This window comes from Ancylobacter sp. Lp-2 (assembly GCF_020523795.1).
In the GTDB taxonomy this organism is placed as follows: Bacteria; Pseudomonadota; Alphaproteobacteria; order Rhizobiales; family Xanthobacteraceae; genus Ancylobacter.
Window position 1 is genome coordinate 1 of the sequence record NZ_JAJALI010000014.1, and the last position, 16365, is coordinate 16365.

The following is a 16365-nucleotide window of genomic DNA, read 5'->3' on the forward strand; positions in this document are numbered from 1 at the left end:
CGAGCACATGCACGCTTCTTCACAATCTCACGAAAACCCCGCCGCGCAGAAATGCCGGCGGGGTTTTTGCGTTTAGGGCTGACGCAACGCCGAAACGACGCGCGCAAACGACGCGCAACGGCGGGCCGACACCAGAAACGACCTATCCTCAAGCCAACACGCCGAGATCCCGCAGCCGGAACGCGCGGGCCAGCCAGGCTCGAACCGTCATACCCTTCCATCCAAACGTGGAACGCTCGCCCCAGATACGCTCCACTGCGGCGAGGTTCGCCAGCTCGAACGCGGAACCTCCGACATAAATCCGCGCTATCGCGCCACCACCGCGTAGCGATCCAGCAACTGGCCGAGTGGGGCAGGGGAGGGTGGTGCTGACCAATCGCCCAGCAGATCAGCACGGCTATCTTCCGGAACCTCAACCGGGGCTTCCCGACCCCAATCATCAGTCGCGGCATCAGCACCGGTCGACGATGCCGAGCCCTGATCTCCGGCGCCGGCCGATAGCGGCCTCGATCCCGACCCCTAGATCGAGTGAAAATACGCGGCATCGCCTCGATCATGGTCGACGGATCGAGCCGAAGCCGCGTAGGGCCGATCCCGCCGACGCGCTGGGGCCGGCCGGTGCGTCATCAGGGGGCCGGATCGGATGAGGAATGGCCGAGCACACCCCGCCAGGCGCATCCGAGAGACGATCTTCAACTCGCCGAGCATACCGGCCGAAAAGCAGCCGGCTCATGATTGTCGCGAGGCCCCCGCACGCCAGCCGAACACCTCCTCCGGCGCGAAACCGACCCGGTCATAGCCCGAGGCGCAGAAGGTGCCGCCCTGGTAGCGCGCCGACACCGCATCCGCCTCCGCCGCCCCCGGCACCACCGCAGCAGTGAGTCGGAGGCGAACCCGTGATGACCTCGCTGCTTCTCTTCTCGCCGTCTGCCTGCTATCGGCCGTCAGGATGCCGCCGAAGGACGGTGCTTCAATCCGCTCCCGCGAGAACGTGTCGCGTGTCCTGTAAAAAGTAAGCCGGCTTCTTATTTTGCTGCGCTGCGCTGCGCTGCGCTGCAGCTCGGGCTCGTCGTCATCTGGTCGCTGGGTTTCGGGCCGATCTGCCGGCTGCCGACGCTCCAGCAAGATGGGAAGGCTCAGCCTTCCCATCTTGCTGGTCGGTACGTGCGTTTCCAGTGCGCCGGCCCGGAGCTCCGCCGGCCGCCAGCCCCCGGCCCATGCGCCTCACAGACCGAGGGCGCAGCCATCCTTGCGCGGATCGGAGGCGCCGGTCAGCGTGCCGTGGGTGCGGTCGAGCCGGATCGCCTGCGCCCCTCCGATCGGCCGCACGGCGGGCACGATATCGAAGCCGCGTCGCCCGAGTTCCGCGAGCGTTTCCACCGGAAAGCCGGTCTCCGCCTCGACGCTTGCCGTGCCCGGCAGCGGGAACAGCCGCGGCAGGTCGATCGCCTCCTGCAGGCCAAGGCCAAAATCCAGCACCTTGGACAGGAAATGCGCGTGGCCCATCGCCTGGTAATGGCCGCCCATGACGCCGAACGGCATCAGCGGACGGCCGTCCTTCAGAACCATGCCGGGGATGATGGTGTGCATGGGGCGCTTGCGCGGGGCGAGCTCGTTGGGATGGCCCTCTTCCAGCACGAAGCTCTGGCCGCGATTATGCAACAGCACGCCCGAGCGCGGGGCCAGCAGCCCGGCGCCATAGGGATGGAAGATCGAGTTGATGAAGCTGGCGCAGTTGCCCTGCCGGTCGACGACGCAGATATAGACGGTGTCACGATGCTCGCCGCCGGCGAAGGCCGGCATGTCGTCAAGCGCCCGGTCGAGCCGGATGCGACCGGCGAGTTCGTCGGCGAGGGCGTCGGACAGCAGGTAGTCGACCGGCACCTCGGCCTGCGCCGGGTCGGCCAGGAAGCGATCGCGGGCCGCATAGGCGAGCCGCGTCGCCTCGATCTCGACATGCAGGCGGTCGACGGCCAGCGGATCGCCGGACGCCGGGAAGCGCGAGAGGATGTTGAGGATCATCAGGGCGATGACGCCCTGGCCATTGGGCGGGCACTCATAGACCCGGTGGCCGCGGAAATCGGCATGGATCGGCGCGACATACTCGCCGGCGGCCGCGGCGAAGTCTTCCAGCGTGTGCAGGCCGCCGAGATCGCGCAGATAGGCGACGATGTCCTGCGCCACCGCCCCGCGATAGAAGCCGTCGCGACCCTCGCGCGCGATGACCTCCAGCGTGGCGGCCAGCTCCGGCTGGCGATGCACCTCGCCGGCCGCCGGAGCCCGTCCGCCCGGGAGGAAGACGCGGGCGGCGTTGGCGTCGCCGGCCAGCAGCGCCGCCTCGCGCCCCCAGTCGAAGCTCACGCGCTCGGCTACCGCGTAGCCCTCGCGCGCCAGATGGATGGCGGGCGCGAGCAATTCGGCGAAGGGCAGTCGGCCATGATCGGCATGCAGCCGTGTCCAGGCGTCGACTGCGCCCGGCACGGTGACGGCATGCGGCGACTGGCGGGGAATCTGCGTCAGGCCGAGCCCGCGCAGATACCCGGCAGTGAGCGCCGCCGGGGCGCGGCCGGAGCCGTTGAAGGCGTGGACCTTGCCATCCTCGCCGGCCAGCAGCGCGAAGCAATCGCCGCCGATGCCGGTCGAACCGGGTTCGACGACGCATTGCACTGCGCAGGCGGCGATTGCCGCGTCGAGCGCGGTGCCGCCGGCCTCCAGCACCCGGATAGCGGGGAGCGTCGCGGAGGGATGCGAGGTGGCGGCCATGCCCTCGCGGGCGACAACGCTGGAGCGTCCGGGCTTCTGGAAATCGCGCATGGGTCGGTTCTCTCGCAACACACCGCCGGATCGCCGGCGCCGGCCCAGCCATAAGGGGCGGCGGACGGGCGTTCAATATGCCGTGTGCGCCTGGACCCGAAGAAGAACGCCGGGCCGGCGATGTCGCTGTGCAGTGTTGCGCGACGCGCCGGCCTCACGCGCCGACATCGTCCTCACCGTACACCTCACCGTACCGCGTGGAAGAGCGTGGCGATCGGCGCGCCGAAGCGGTCTGCGCCGCACCCGGGAGACATGGCGAGTGGTGTTCAGCGGGTCAGTGACCCCCGCTGAACACCAGGGTCTGGATCGGCAGGATCAGGGCCTGCAGGCGCAGCAGCAGCGCATGCACCAGCGCCACCGTGTCCACCATGTGGAGATAGAACCACTGCGCCGGGCCGAGCCCTCCGGCGGCCAGGCGGTCATGATTGCTGGAATAGGCATTGGCGATGCAGCTCGATCCCGGCGGCACATTGTCGAGACCGCCTTGATAGAGCGGCTCCAGGGTGACGGTGAGCGTACCCGGCTGCTGCACCTGCTGGGCGTCCAGCAGTTGCTCGCCGGCGCGGAACTGCCCGGCGGCGATGAAGTCCTGCACGCTCGTCACCACCATCGGAATGATGACGAAGGGCTTGGAAATGCAGGTCGCCTCGGCGACCATGCCGGGCTTCATCACCTGCGCCTCGATCTGGCCGAAGCCGGCGATCAGCCGCTGGCGGCCGGTGTCGTCGGGGATGAGCAGGCCGGCCGAGCGGATCATCGGGTTGACGAGGTCGCCCACCCGCAGGGTGAACTGCTCGACGCGCCCGTCGACCCCGGCGCGTACCACTGTCTTGGCCAGCGCCGTCTCAGCCTCGGCGAGCGCGGCCTCGGCACTGGCCTTCTGCGCCGGCAACAGCGCGGTGAGGCGGGATTGCGCGCCCTCCCTGGCGGCCAGAGCCGCCGCCAGCGAGCCCTCGCGGCCATCGACGACATTCTGCAGCCGCTCGATCTCGCGGCGGGTCACCACGTCGGCGTTGCGCGCGACCAGTTCCTGCTTGGTCTGCAATTCGTCACGGGCCTGCTGCAGCGATTCCGTGGCGGCGGTGATCTGTCCCTCGGCGGCGGCAACGTCCGAGCGGGCCACCACCATCGCCGCATCGGTTTCTACGATGCGGCGGCGTGCGGTTTCGACCGCCGCCTGCTGCGCGCTGCTGTCGAGGCGGAGGATTGGCTCCCCTTTGGTGACGTGATCGCTCACGCCGACATAGACCTCCGCCACCCGGCCGATGGTTTCCGGCAGGATCGAGACGGTACGGAAATAGGCGGTGACGCTGGTGGAGGACGGGTGATTGTAGAAGATGATGGTGATCAGCGACACCGTCAGCATCAGGCAGGTGGTGATGCCCCAGCGCAGTTCGTACCAGACGGAATACAGCGTGATCTCATGGCCGAAGCGTTTGCCCTGGCCGTAGCGGCGATAGAGATAGTCCGGCAGCACCGTCAGCATCGAACACAGAAACAGCTCGAGCATCTCAGCCTCCCGCCTGCGAGTGGGGCGCGGCCGCGTGCGGCTCGATGGTCGCTGCGGGATCGGGCGGTGATGGCAGGTCGGCAAGCTTTTCCGACGCACGCGCGATGCGGTTCAGCGGCGCCAGGAAATCCGGCAGGTCGATGAAGGCCAGCAGCAGCGCCGCCACCCACAACACATGAGAGTGGGTGAACAGTGCCAGCAGGCACAGCACCGCGACGAACTCGAACTGCAGCTTCTGCCCCTTATGCGCCAGGCGCTCGGGCAGCGAATGCACGGTGAGGAAGAAGACGCCGGCCAGCAGCACCGCCCCGACGAGCGTCACGACCGCGATGATCATCAGCACGTCGGTACCGCCGGGCGCGGTGATGAAGAAGGGCAGGTGCTCGACGGCAGACGGGTGCGGCTCGGTCATGACGCAACTCTCTCGCAAGGCTAGTTCGCCCCTTCTCCGGGGCGCAGCAGGCTTCCCGGTTCATACCGGGAGGCACTCGGTATCGGCACATACCCACCCGACCCGCACGGGTTGATTCCGGGGTGCTATTTCCGGGTCCAGGACAAGAAGAAGCCGACATCGCCCGGCATGCCGTTCGGCCAGTCGACGATCATCGCCTTCAACCCGTAGCCCGCCGGCTTCAACCGGTCGCGCCAGAGCTCATAAGCCTGGCGCGGCCGCCCGGTGAGCGTGTCCGGCCAGCCTTCCAGTGTGTTGTTGATTGCCCGGCCGTGGTCGGTGCACAGCAGGTTCGGGAAGCGCATCACCATGATCTCGGTGTCGCCGCGCTCGGCGGCGGCGCGCAGCTTCACCTGAAGGCGGCCGGAAATCTCTGCCAGCGCCTCCGGCGTCAACTCCATCGGCTCGGACAAGGTCTTGGCGAGCTGCTCGCGCGCCAAAGTGGCCTGGTCCATGGCGTTCACGACCTCCTTGGCATGGGCCATGGCGATCTTCTCCATGTAATTCTGGAGATCTGTCGCCGACATGAAGGTTTCGTCGCCGAGCGACGCAGTCTTATCGGCCATATCGGTCATGTTCTCCCTCCCTGCGGGCGCGGCGCGGCAGAATCCGGCGCGCGCTGCGATGCTTCGGAACGCACATAGTCATCAGGTCGAGCGGGACGTTGACCGCCCCTGCGATTGTCGTGACCGATACCGTTTCTTGCCGATGGCCGGGAGCGGATCGGTCTGTCTGAATTCTAGCAGGACAGCTTCCAGAAGAGCGGTTGCAACAATATAATGCTTGGATAGTACAACAATACTATGTGCGTATCTTGACAGCCCACACGTCGCGACGCCGGCAGGCCGTCCGCAAGCGGAGGTCGGTCGCTCAAGATGCGCGCGCCGCGCGGATATCCCATCTCGATGCATAGGGCACCATTCCCGACGACTCTTGCTCAGGCTCGGGAAGCCTGGATCGCTGGTACAATCCTGCCTGATTCTGCTCCATGCAGGCGCCGGCCGCAAGAGCCGCATCCGGAGCCTGCCGCCCGCGGTTCATCTTTCGCCGCTCGTCTCCCGCTATGAAGGTCGACGCCGTTTGACACCCGTCAAATCGCCCCTCACTGTCATGGACGATACTTGGATCGCGGGTAGGATGGAGCGGTTTTGGAGGAGTGCATCATGCATAATGCTCCGAATATGGCTTCCGATGCCGGTGCCTATTTCGTCGACGCCGCGCAACGTTGGACGCTGTTCCTCGACGCCCTGCGCCAGCGCGGGCTGCAATATGAGCAGCACATGGCCGAGCCGGCACCGAACGTGCTGGACTACAAGGCGGAACTCATCTGTGACGGGCGCAGCCTGCCGCGGCCGGTCAATTACCTGCTCGCACGGATCGTGCCGCCGCCCGACGTGACGACCGACGACGCCAAGCGTCCCTTCGTCGTCGTCGACCCGCGCGCCGGCCATGGCCCGGGCATTGGCGGCTTCAAGGCCGACAGCGAGATCGGCGTCGCCATGGCGGCCGGCCATCCCTGCTATTTCGTCGGTTTCCTGCCCGCTCCCATGCCCGGCCAGACCATCGAGGACATTGCCCGGGCCGAGGCCGTCTTCCTGGAACGGGTCACCGCGCGCCACCCGCAGGCGGAGGGCAAGCCCTGCGTCATCGGCAACTGTCAGGCGGGCTGGGCGGTGATGATGCTGGCGGCGGTGCGTCCCGAGCTGTTCGGGCCGATCATCATCGCCGGCGCCCCGCTGTCCTATTGGGCGGGGGTGAAGGGCGTCAATCCGATGCGCTATTCCGGCGGCCTGCTCGGCGGCAGCTGGCTGACCGCGCTGACCAGCGACCTCGGCGCCGGCATCTTCGACGGCGCCTGGCTGGTGCAGAACTTCGAGAACCAGAACCCCGCCAACACGCTCTGGAGCAAGCAGTACAACCTCTACTCCAAGGTCGATACCGAGGTGGAGCGCTATCTCGGCTTCGAGAAATGGTGGGGCGGCCACGTCACGCTGAACGCCGAGGAGATCCAGTTCATCGTCGATGAGCTGTTCATCGGCAACCGGCTCGCCTGCGGCGAGATCCGTACCTCCGACGGCGTGCAGGTCGACCTGCGCAATATCCGCTCGCCGATCGTGGCGTTCTGCTCGCGCGGCGACAACATCACCCCGCCGCAGCAGGCGCTGGACTGGATCCTCGACCTCTATGACAGCGTCGACGAGATCCGCTCCTATGGCCAGACCATCGTCTATGCCGTGCATGACACGGTCGGCCATCTCGGCATCTTCGTCTCCGGCAGCGTCGCCAAGAAGGAGCATGAGGAGTTCGCCTCCAATATCGACTTCATCGACGTCCTGCCGCCCGGCCTCTACGAGGCGACGTTCACGCGGAAATCGGACACCGATGCCGATCCGGAGCTGATCACCGGCGACTGGATCATGCGCTGCGAGGCGCGCGACCTCGACGATATCCGCGCGCTGGGCGGCAACGACCTCGCCGACGAGCGCAGCTTTGCCGCGGCGGCGCGGGTCTCCGAGATCAACCTGTCGCTCTACCGGGCGCTGGTGCAGCCCTTCGTGCGGGCGATGACCAATCCGGCCATGGCGGAGACCATGCGCAAGCTGCACCCGCTGCGGCTGTCCTACGAGATGTTCGGCTCGCAGAACCCCGCTCTCGGCTGGCTCGACGACGCGGTCGCCAAGGTACGCGAGGACCGCCGGCCGGTCGCCGAGGACAATGCCTTCCTCAAGGCGCAGGAGCAGGTCTCGCGCCAGATCGTCGAAAGCCTCGACGGCTGGCGCAAGGCGATGGAACACCAAGCCGAGCTGGTCTTCCGCACCGTCTATGGCTCGCCGGTGCTGCAGGCGGCGGTCGGCGTCGATTCCACCTCGTCCCGGCGTCCGCGCACCGCCAGCAAGAGCCTGCTTCATGCCGAGCTCCTGGCGAAGAAGATCGAGGAACTGCGCGCCGGCTTCGCTCGCGGCGGCGTACTGGAGGCGGCGTTGCGCGCCCTGCTCTATGTCGGCAGCGCCCGTGGCGGCGCCGACGAGCGCGGCTTCCAGGCCATCAAGCAGTTGCGTCGCCAGGGTGGGCATGCCCGCAAGCTGACGCTGCCCCAGTTCAAGGCGCTGGTACGCGAGCAGTTCTCCATGCTGCTCGCCGACCGCTCCGCCGCCCTGCAGGCGATTCCCGAATTGCTGCGCGCGGAGGATGCGGAGACCCGGGCCGCTGCCTTCGCCCTGGTCGAACAGGTGCTGTCAGCCAGCGGCGCGCTCGAGGGCGAGACGGCGGCGCGGCTTGGCGAGGTGCGGCGGCTTTTCGGCCTCGATGCCTCCGTGCAGGACGAACCGGAACAGGAAAAGCCGCGCGGCAAGCTGACCGTCGCGGCACGACGCGGAGACTGACAGCGCATGGCCGATACGCGGACACCGGCTCCCGACCCTTCGGCCCCGTCCAAATATGATCGGCTGATCGCCGCCGCGCGCGCCGAGACGGCGGCGACAACCGCCGTCGCGCATCCCTGCGACGAGACCTCGCTGCGCGGGGCGCTGGAGGCGGCCGAGGCCGGGCTGATCGTGCCGATCCTCGTCGGTCCCGAGGCGAAGATCCGCGCGGTGGCCGACAAATTCGCACTGGACCTTGCTGGCATCGAAATCGTCGACACGCCGCACAGCCACGCGGCGGCGGCCAAGGCGGTCGAGCTGGTACGCGAAGGCCGCGCCGAGCTGCTGATGAAAGGCAGCCTGCACACCGATGAGCTGATGAAGGAGGTGACCGCCTCCGCCACCGGGCTGCGCACCGACCGGCGCATCAGCCATGTGTTCGTCATGGACGTGCCCGGCCATGCCGAGACGCTGTTCATTACGGACGCCGCGATCAACATCTTTCCCGACCTCGACGCCAAGCGCGACATCATCCAGAACGCCATCGACCTCTGGCGCGGTGTCGGGCTAGGCACGCCGAAGGTCGCCATCCTCTCGGCGGTGGAAACGGTGACCACCAAGATCCCCTCCACCATCGAGGCGGCGGCGCTGTGCAAGATGGCGGAGCGCGGGCAGATCACCGGCGGCCTGCTGGAAGGCCCGCTTGCCTTCGACAATGCGGTGGATCCCGAGGCGGCGGCGATCAAGGGCATCGTCTCGCCGGTGGCCGGTCATGGCCAGATCCTGGTCGTACCGGACCTCGAGGCCGGCAACATGCTGGCGAAGAATCTCACCTTCCTGTCGCGGGCCGATGCGGCGGGCATCGTGCTCGGCGCCCGGGTACCGATCATCCTGACCTCGCGGGCGGATTCGGTGCGCACGCGGCTGGCCTCCTGCGCCGTTGCCGCGCTCTATGCCGGACGCCGTCGCGCTGCGCTCGCCGTCGCCGAATAGCCGCGCCTGCCGCGATCCCCGTCCTCCGGCCGTCATGAAGGAAGCGCCGCGATGTCCATTCCCGCCGTGCAGGCGAAGCTGCTCGAAGGCAAGAAGGGCCTCATCGTCGGGATCGCCAATGATCGCTCGATCGCCTGGGGCTGCGCGCGGGCGTTCCGCGCCTTCGGCGCCGATCTGGCGATCACCTATCTCAACGAGAAGGCCCGCCCGCATGTCGAGCCGCTGGCGGCCGAGCTGGAAGCGCCGATCTTCCTGCCGCTGGACATGGCGGTGCCCGGACAGGTCGAGGCGGTGTTCGAGAGCATCGCGGCGACATGGGGCAAGCTCGATTTCGTCGTGCACTCCATCGCCTTCTCGCCGCGCGACACCTTGGCCGGCCGGGTGACCGATGCGCCGCGCGACGGCTTCCTGACCACGATGGAGATCTCCTGCTGGTCGTTCCTGCGCATGGCGCAGCTCGCCGAGCCGCTGATGAAGGATGGCGGCACGCTGTTCACCATGACCTATTACGGCTCCGAGCGGGTGGTCGAGAACTACAACATCATGGGCGTGGCCAAGGCGGCTCTGGAGAGCGCGGTGCGCTACATGGCGGCCGAACTCGGCCCCAAGGGCATAAGGGTGCATGCGATTTCGCCGGGGCCGCTGGCGACCCGCGCGGCCTCCGGCATCCCGGAATTCGACGCGCTGCTGGAGAAGGCGAAGAGCAAGGCGCCCGCGCGCGAACTGGTCTCCATCGACGATGTCGGCGCCGCCACCGCCTTCCTCGCCCATGATGCCGCCCGGCTGATCACCGGGCAGGTGCTCTATATCGACGGCGGCTACCACATCATCGACTGACCGCAGCGGCATCCCGGTGCCTTGGCACTCGCTGCGAACATCCGGACGGGCGAATGTCGCCGCGCTCCGACCGGACGGACATTGCCGTCGGCATATCCTAGGGGTAGTTTTTCTATTACTTCAATTTTCGAATATTATTTGATTATAATCGACATGATCGGATGAAATTTGAAATCTTTGTTCGGGTAATATCTTCTGTTACCTTGCAACTTGGTCGAGAGATCCTTGGTCGGGGTGGCTATGATGATCACCGTCGTGCTGTTACGGCCGGACGATCTGCTGATGGCCGCGAGATGCCGCTGGACAGCGTGCGGATCAATGTTGCGGCGACGCCGAAGCTGAATACGCCGGGGATGACCGGCGACTCACCGACAGGGATCGCCACGGGCAGCTTCGAAGTATGGGTCGGCAATAAATCCTGGCCGTTTCCCTGCACCGGCTTCGATCGCGCCGGCAACCGGATCGATTTCGCCGCCGAGCTGATCTTCGTGCCCGACGACGACATTCCCGCCGGGCTGCCGATGGTGGCCCAGCATTACACGATCCACCGCCGGCCGGCTCCGACCAATGGCGCGCCGATGAAGATCGCCGATTTCGCTTCGAATGCGCAGACGGCGAGCTTCGTCTCGGCCGGCCTGCTGTTCGGGGCCGATCTCGACGTCAACGGCGCCGCCTTCCTGCCGAAGATCGACGCGCTGGACGTGCGCGCGCCGGCGCTCGAGCATCTGACCGGCGTGGCGACACCGACCCGGCTCGCCTTCGATCCGAGCTACCTCGCCAACGGGCTCGACGATGCGGCCGGGTTGTTCGCGCGGGTTACCGGTGATCTCGATATCGGCTTCTCCGCCGATCAGACCGGCGGCATCGTGCGGCCCGACCTGTCGGTGAAAGGCTTCTCGACCAAATTCGGACCGATTGCCGGCGATCTTGGCGGCGTGCTGGGCGGAATTTCGACCCGGCATCCGCCTTCGCCAGCCTCGATGCCAAGCTGTTCGGCGCCGTGCCGGTCAAGGACCTGCTCGGCTCGACCCTGCTTGCCGATGCCGCGCCGAAGATCGTCACCTTGCTGGAGCCCGAAGGCGGGCCCCCGACACGCTCCGTTACCCGGATGCAATGGGATGCGCCGACCAGGGACGTCGATCTCGGCGTGGTCGAGTTCAAGCCCGGCGGGGCGGCGACGCGGCTGAAGACCGAGGTGGTGGTCACCAAGCGGCTGGACGATCCGACGACCGGGCCGACTCTCACGATCAGCGGCCGGCTCGACGAGTTCTCGGTCACGCTGCTCAATGTCGTGCGGGTGAATTTCAACCGCTTTTCCTTCGGCTCGGCAAGCGGGCAGTCGCCTTCCGTCGACGTGGCGCTCGACGAGGCGGCGCCGTTCGAATTCCTCGGTGCGCTGAAATTCGTGCAGTCGCTGAGCGAGATCATCCCGCCCGGCATTTTCGGCGCCAATGGCCCGCGCATCACCCTGCAACCGACCAGCATCGAGGTCGGCTTTGCCCTGCCGCTGCCGCCGGCGGCCTTCGGGGTGTTCTCGATCCGCAACATCGCCATCGGCACCTCGCTGGTGTTGCCCTTCCTCACCGGGCGGCCGAGCCTCGCCTTCTCTTTCGCCAGCCGGGAGAAGCCGTTCCAGCTCTCGGTGCTGATCCTCGGCGGCGGCGGCTTCGCCCGCGTCGAACTCGACACCGAGGGCATCCGCTCTGTCGAGGTGATGTTCGAGTTCGGTGGCATGTTCTCGCTCGACGTCGGCGTCGCCAGCGGTTCGGTCCACATCCTCGCCGGCATCTATATCGGCCTGAAGGGCACGGATTCCGAACTCACCGGCTATGTTCGCGTCGGCGGCGAGGTCACCATCCTTGCCATCGTCTCGATCTCGATCGAGTTCATGCTGTCGCTCAGCTACTACCCGGCGCAGCGCGTCGCCAAAGGCGTCGCCAAGGTCACTGTCTCGGTGCGCGTCGCCTTCATCTCGAAATCGGTCTCCTTCTCCGTCGAGCGCTCCTTCGAGGCCGGCAGCCGGCACCTGAGTATCGCCGAGGCGATGGGAGCCGGGGACTGGGCTGATTACGCCGAGGCGTTCGCGTGACGCCGACACGGAGCGGGTGGAGAGGCTAGGCGATGGCGATCGAACTCACCCTCATCGCCGTGCCGCGGGGCTTCATGCCGGATGGCCAACTCGCCGCTTCGGTGGTGGTGTCGCCCAAGCTCACCGATGGGAGCACTCTCGGTGACTTTCCCCTGATGCTCGCCTGGAGCGCTGCCTTGCAGGAGGCGCCACCGGACATCGTGCTGCGCCTTGCCGGCGTCGATATCGAGGCGGCGTTCGATGCGTCGGTGCTGCGTCCGGACATTTGGGCGGCGATCTTCAACGAGACGACGCCCGTGCAGTCCTTCACCTTCGACGACGCGAGCCGCCGGCCGGTGATTTCCTACCGGACGCGCGACGCGCTTGCTCTCGTCCGCGACAGCTACCAGTCGCTCACTACGCGGGGCGCGGCCGAGCTGCCCAGTGCGCTGGGCCTGGCGCGCAGCCTCGCCGGCCTTGCTTTGCCGGATGAGGGACGCGGTGTCGATGCGCTTAATCGTGAGACCCGACGACACCTGCTGAAGCTGCAATCGGAGCCCCGTCGCCGCGATCTGTCGGCGCAGGAGCCGGAGGAGACACTGCGCGATTTCACCTTGTTCAGCCGGATGCCACAGCCCTCGCCGGACGCGCCCGACCCGATCCCGCGCAGCGAGAAGGAACTCGCCGAGATTCTCGATTTTCACAAGGCGGTCACCGCCATTTCGGCGCATCCGGCGCTGATGCGGGCGCTCGGCCTGGTGCTCGACGTGACGATGAAGCCGGAGGGCGTGCCGCCGACCGGCGCGGCCGGGGCCGCTTTGGCCGGTTTCTCGGTTGCCGGTTTCCGGCAAGCGCGCGTGCGGCGCACCGTCGCCATCGTCACGCCCTCGGTGCTGTGCCGACATCAGCCGGCGACGGCGGGGGCACCGGTCTTCGCGGCGGCCGACGATGCCGGCGGGGCGAAGGTGGTGGAGGGCTGGCTGGCGCTGCCGGAGGCGGCGTTCCATCTCGTCGATCTCGATATCGATGGGGCGCTTGCCAAGCTGATCGGCCTTGCGACCGTGAGCGGACGGGCCAAGGAGAGCCCAACCTCGGACGGCGCGCTGCCGGCGCTGCGCTCGGCGGGGCTGTCGCTGGCGGCACACAACCGTGGAGGCGAGGTGATAGAGGCGTTGCGGCGCTCGGCGGCGATCAATGCGGCGCTCGGGGCCGGACCGCAAACGGTGCTGCGCGCCCGCGACCTCGTGCGGGGGTACCGGATCGATGTCTGGTCGGCGGCCAGCGGCGCCTGGCGTTCTCTGCACCGTCGCCGCGGGCTGTACAGTTTCGGCGCGGATGGCGCGGTCCGGCTCGAGACAGCGGAGGAGGGCTATGTCCAGTTCGCCGCCGCCAGCCCGGCGCCGGACCCGACCCGCGCCGAGGACGATCCGGCCTATCCGCTCGAGCAGGATCTCTACGTGCACGAGGTGATCGCCCGCTGGACCGGCTGGAGTCTGAGCGCGCCGCAGCCCGGTCGGCCGATTCATCGTTCCGATCCGCATGATCCGTTGAAGAAGGACGAGACCGAGGACGCTTTTGCTACCGCCTTCAAGATGCGCACGCGCTTCGCGCCCGAGCCGCGCTCGCTGCCGGCGCTCCGCTTCGGGCAGCGCTATCGGGTGCGCGTGCGTATCGTCGACCTTGCGGGGAACAGTCCCGGCGTGCAGGAGGCCGGGCCGGCCCATGTGCCGCTTGTCCTGCCGGCGGCTCCGGAAGCGCAGCCTTATTTCCGCTACGAGCCGGTGCCGCATCCGGTGCTGGTGCTGCGGAGGCAGCCGGAAAGCGGGCGTCCGGCGCTTGATCGCCTCGTCATCCGTTCCTTCAATAATGATCCCTCGCTCGATCATGCGTCCTGCGGGGAGAGCGATGAGCGTCATGTGGCGCCGCCCCGCGCGGCGGTGGATCTCGTCGAGCTACATGGAGCGCTCGACGACGCGGCCGGTCGGCTGAAGGGCGATGCGGCAACCTTCGACGCCGTGGTGGCGCGCGACGATGCGGCCTTCACGACCGTACCGATCGGGGATCCGCCGAAAGAAACGCCCCTCGTGGCGGCCGAGCAACTGACGGCGGACTATTCACCTGATCCTCTCGCCCGTGCCGCCGCGTTTCGTTCCCTGCCCGGCGTCGTGCCGGGGCGGGTCGCTCTCGCCGATGCGTCGGGCGTGCGGGAACTGACCGATGGCGAGGACGCCGCTGCCGGGCCGGTGTTCCAGGTGGTGTTCGGCGGCGACTGGCCGCAGCGGCTCGGCTTCCGCCTGGCTTTGGGGGAGGGTGACGAGCCGCCATCATGGGATGAAGGCCGGCGCGTGCTTACCGTGCTCCTGCCCAAGGGCTAGATGGCGACGAGCCGGCTGAGCGGCGCTTTCGCCGAGGCAGACCTGCCGCTTCTCGGCATGTGGGCGTGGCAGCGGGATTATCTTGATGCCGAGGCGCGGCGGATCATGATCAGCGCGAGCAGCACGCTGGCCGAGACGCTCGAACGCCACACCGCACGTGCCGGCCGGCTGCTCCGTCTCGCGCTGGAAGGCGGGCAATGGGCGCTGACACCCTCGATCCCCGTGCAGTTCATCCATGCCGTGCAGCAGCCCATAGGCTTGCCACGCTTCCTGCCCAGCGCGCCGGATGTGCTGGCGGTGCTCGCACATGAGGGCGGGCTGTCGACGGCTGGCGCGGCATGGCCCGGTGCGCCGCTCGTCGCGTTGCGCGAGGCCCGCTCGCCCGACGCGCTGCTGATCGGCGGGCTCGACATCCATCTCGCCTCGACCGGCCGCGTCGATCTGGCGGCGAGCTGGCGCGAGGTCGAGGACGATCAGGCGGACGGCGTCCGCTGGATCGATGTGCGCGCCACGCCGGAGCCGATCCTGCTCGGGACGACCGCGGGCAGCGTGCCCGCACAGGGCACCAGCGGGCGGGAGGTGGCGACGATCACCGAAGTCGGCAGCCTCGCCTTTCTGCCGCGCCACGCCGTCGACGGCGTCTGGCGTCCGCCGGCGGCGCCGGTCCAGCGCTTCGGCGATACGCGCCATCGCATCGTCACCTATGCGCCGGTGGTCACCAGCCGCTTCGGAAGTGACTTTCCGGCGGATGCCGGGCTGGTCTTCACCCGGACCGGTCCGACGACGACGGTTTCGGTGCCGAGTTCCGCGCCGCCACCGGCACCTGTGATCGTCTCGGTTCTGCCGAGCTTCGGCTGGCAACGTGAGCGGGCCGGCACGCTGACCGCCAGCATCCGCTCGGGGCAGGGCATTCGGGTCTATCTCGAACGACCCTGGTTCGCGTCCGGCGAGGGCGAGCGGCTCGGCGTCGTGCTCTGGCCGCGGAAGTCGACGCCGCCGACCGATGAGCAGCGGCGCGACCGCTATGCCGGCCGGGTCACCGAATGGGGCCTGGATCCACTGCGCTGCAGTGGCCCGCTTGTCGCGATGCCGAACGTCACGCAGTTGCGCGAGAGCGCCGCCACGCGAGAGGGGGTCTATTGCGCCGAGATCGGCCGGTCGGTCGACATTGTCGGCTACGACACGCAGGTAGATGTCGCGCGGGGTCTTCGCTACGCCGACATCGTGTTCGCGGCAGACGCCGCCTACATGCCCTTCGTTCGGCTGGCGCTGGTGCGCTTCCAGGCGGATTCGATTCCCGGCGCCGAGATCTCGGCCATCGCGACGGCGGACTTCCTGCAACTGACGCCGGATCGCGCGGCGATGCTGATCGCCGATCCATCGCTGCCCAATCTCTACCGCCTTACCATTTCCGGTCTCGCGCCGACGCCCTCGCCGGCGGCTCTCTGGAAGAACCGGATCGAGGTGACGCTTGAGGAACGGATCGACGATCTGGCCACCGATCTCGGCTGGCGTCCGGTTGCCGGCGGCGTGGCCGTGATCACCGAGACGACGCCGAACTCCAGCGAGCCGGCCGTGCTCTATTCCGGCCTCGTCGAATTTGCGCTGCCTCCCGATCCGAATCGCTACCGGCTTGCCATCCGCGAATTCGAGACCTGGGAGGTCGATCCACTGATGCTTCAGCCCTTGCCGCTGCCCGTCGTCCAGTCCGATCGGCTGCGGCTACAGGGATGGTCCCTTGCCGACGCGGGCGATGAGACGTTGCCGATCTTGCCGGGACAGACGATCCGGGAACAGATCGAGCCGACGATGGCTGCGGTTCAGCCCGCCGGCGTCTCGGCGACCCTCCGCGCGATCGGCCGGCTCGACAGCGTGTTCACCGGCCCCCGGACCCGGCGGCGCTTGGTCTATGCGGAATTCCTGGCCATCGACCCGCCAGCCCGCAATGGCTGACA

General features: G+C 67.8%; 11 protein-coding genes. 6 read left to right on the plus strand and 5 right to left on the minus strand.

Going from position 1 to position 16365, the window contains the following annotated elements:
- Positions 1-729: 729 nt before the first annotated feature.
- The 5 genes from LGR54_RS23305 to LGR54_RS23325 all read right to left on the minus strand — a co-directional run bounded on the left by LGR54_RS23305 (position 730) and on the right by LGR54_RS23325 (position 5341).
- The gene (locus LGR54_RS23305) at positions 730-1125 is read right to left on the minus strand and encodes a hypothetical protein (protein ID WP_230364355.1); all 396 of its coding nucleotides are present in this window, start codon (positions 1123-1125) and stop codon (positions 730-732) included.
- Between the two features lie 99 nt (positions 1126-1224).
- The gene (ggt, locus tag LGR54_RS23310) at positions 1225-2814 is read right to left on the minus strand and encodes a gamma-glutamyltransferase (protein WP_230364356.1); all 1590 of its coding nucleotides are present in this window, start codon (positions 2812-2814) and stop codon (positions 1225-1227) included.
- A 274-nt stretch (positions 2815-3088) separates the two neighbouring features.
- Entirely contained in the window at positions 3089-4324 is a 1236-nt protein-coding gene (locus LGR54_RS23315; RefSeq protein WP_230364357.1) for an HlyD family secretion protein, read from the minus strand.
- 1 nt (position 4325) lies between these two features.
- Positions 4326-4736, minus strand: coding sequence for a hypothetical protein (locus LGR54_RS23320; RefSeq protein WP_230364358.1), 411 nt, complete (start codon positions 4734-4736; stop codon positions 4326-4328).
- A gap of 125 nt (positions 4737-4861) precedes the next feature.
- On the minus strand, positions 4862-5341 hold the full coding sequence (locus LGR54_RS23325) for a hypothetical protein (RefSeq protein WP_230364359.1): 480 nt from the start codon (positions 5339-5341) through the stop codon (positions 4862-4864).
- Between the two features lie 597 nt (positions 5342-5938).
- Here LGR54_RS23325 and LGR54_RS23330 point away from each other — a divergent pair.
- The 6 genes from LGR54_RS23330 to LGR54_RS23355 all read left to right on the plus strand — a co-directional run bounded on the left by LGR54_RS23330 (position 5939) and on the right by LGR54_RS23355 (position 16363).
- On the plus strand, positions 5939-8158 hold the full coding sequence (locus tag LGR54_RS23330; protein ID WP_230364360.1) for a DUF3141 domain-containing protein: 2220 nt from the start codon (positions 5939-5941) through the stop codon (positions 8156-8158).
- Between the two features lie 6 nt (positions 8159-8164).
- Positions 8165-9130, plus strand: coding sequence for a phosphate acetyltransferase (locus LGR54_RS23335; RefSeq protein WP_230364361.1), 966 nt, complete (start codon positions 8165-8167; stop codon positions 9128-9130).
- 51 nt (positions 9131-9181) lie between these two features.
- Positions 9182-9967: an enoyl-ACP reductase FabI gene (fabI, locus tag LGR54_RS23340; RefSeq protein WP_230364362.1), complete on the plus strand. Its 786-nt coding sequence runs from the start codon at positions 9182-9184 to the stop codon at positions 9965-9967.
- A 1000-nt stretch (positions 9968-10967) separates the two neighbouring features.
- Entirely contained in the window at positions 10968-12056 is a 1089-nt protein-coding gene (locus tag LGR54_RS23345; protein WP_230364363.1) for a hypothetical protein, read from the plus strand.
- 32 nt (positions 12057-12088) lie between these two features.
- A complete protein-coding gene (locus LGR54_RS23350) occupies positions 12089-14410 on the plus strand; it encodes a hypothetical protein (RefSeq protein ID WP_230364364.1) in 2322 nt (773 codons plus the stop codon).
- Positions 14411-16363 (plus strand): hypothetical protein, encoded by a 1953-nt coding sequence (locus LGR54_RS23355; RefSeq protein ID WP_230364365.1) that lies wholly within the window; start codon positions 14411-14413, stop codon positions 16361-16363. It abuts the gene before it with no gap.
- Positions 16364-16365 lie beyond the last annotated feature (2 nt).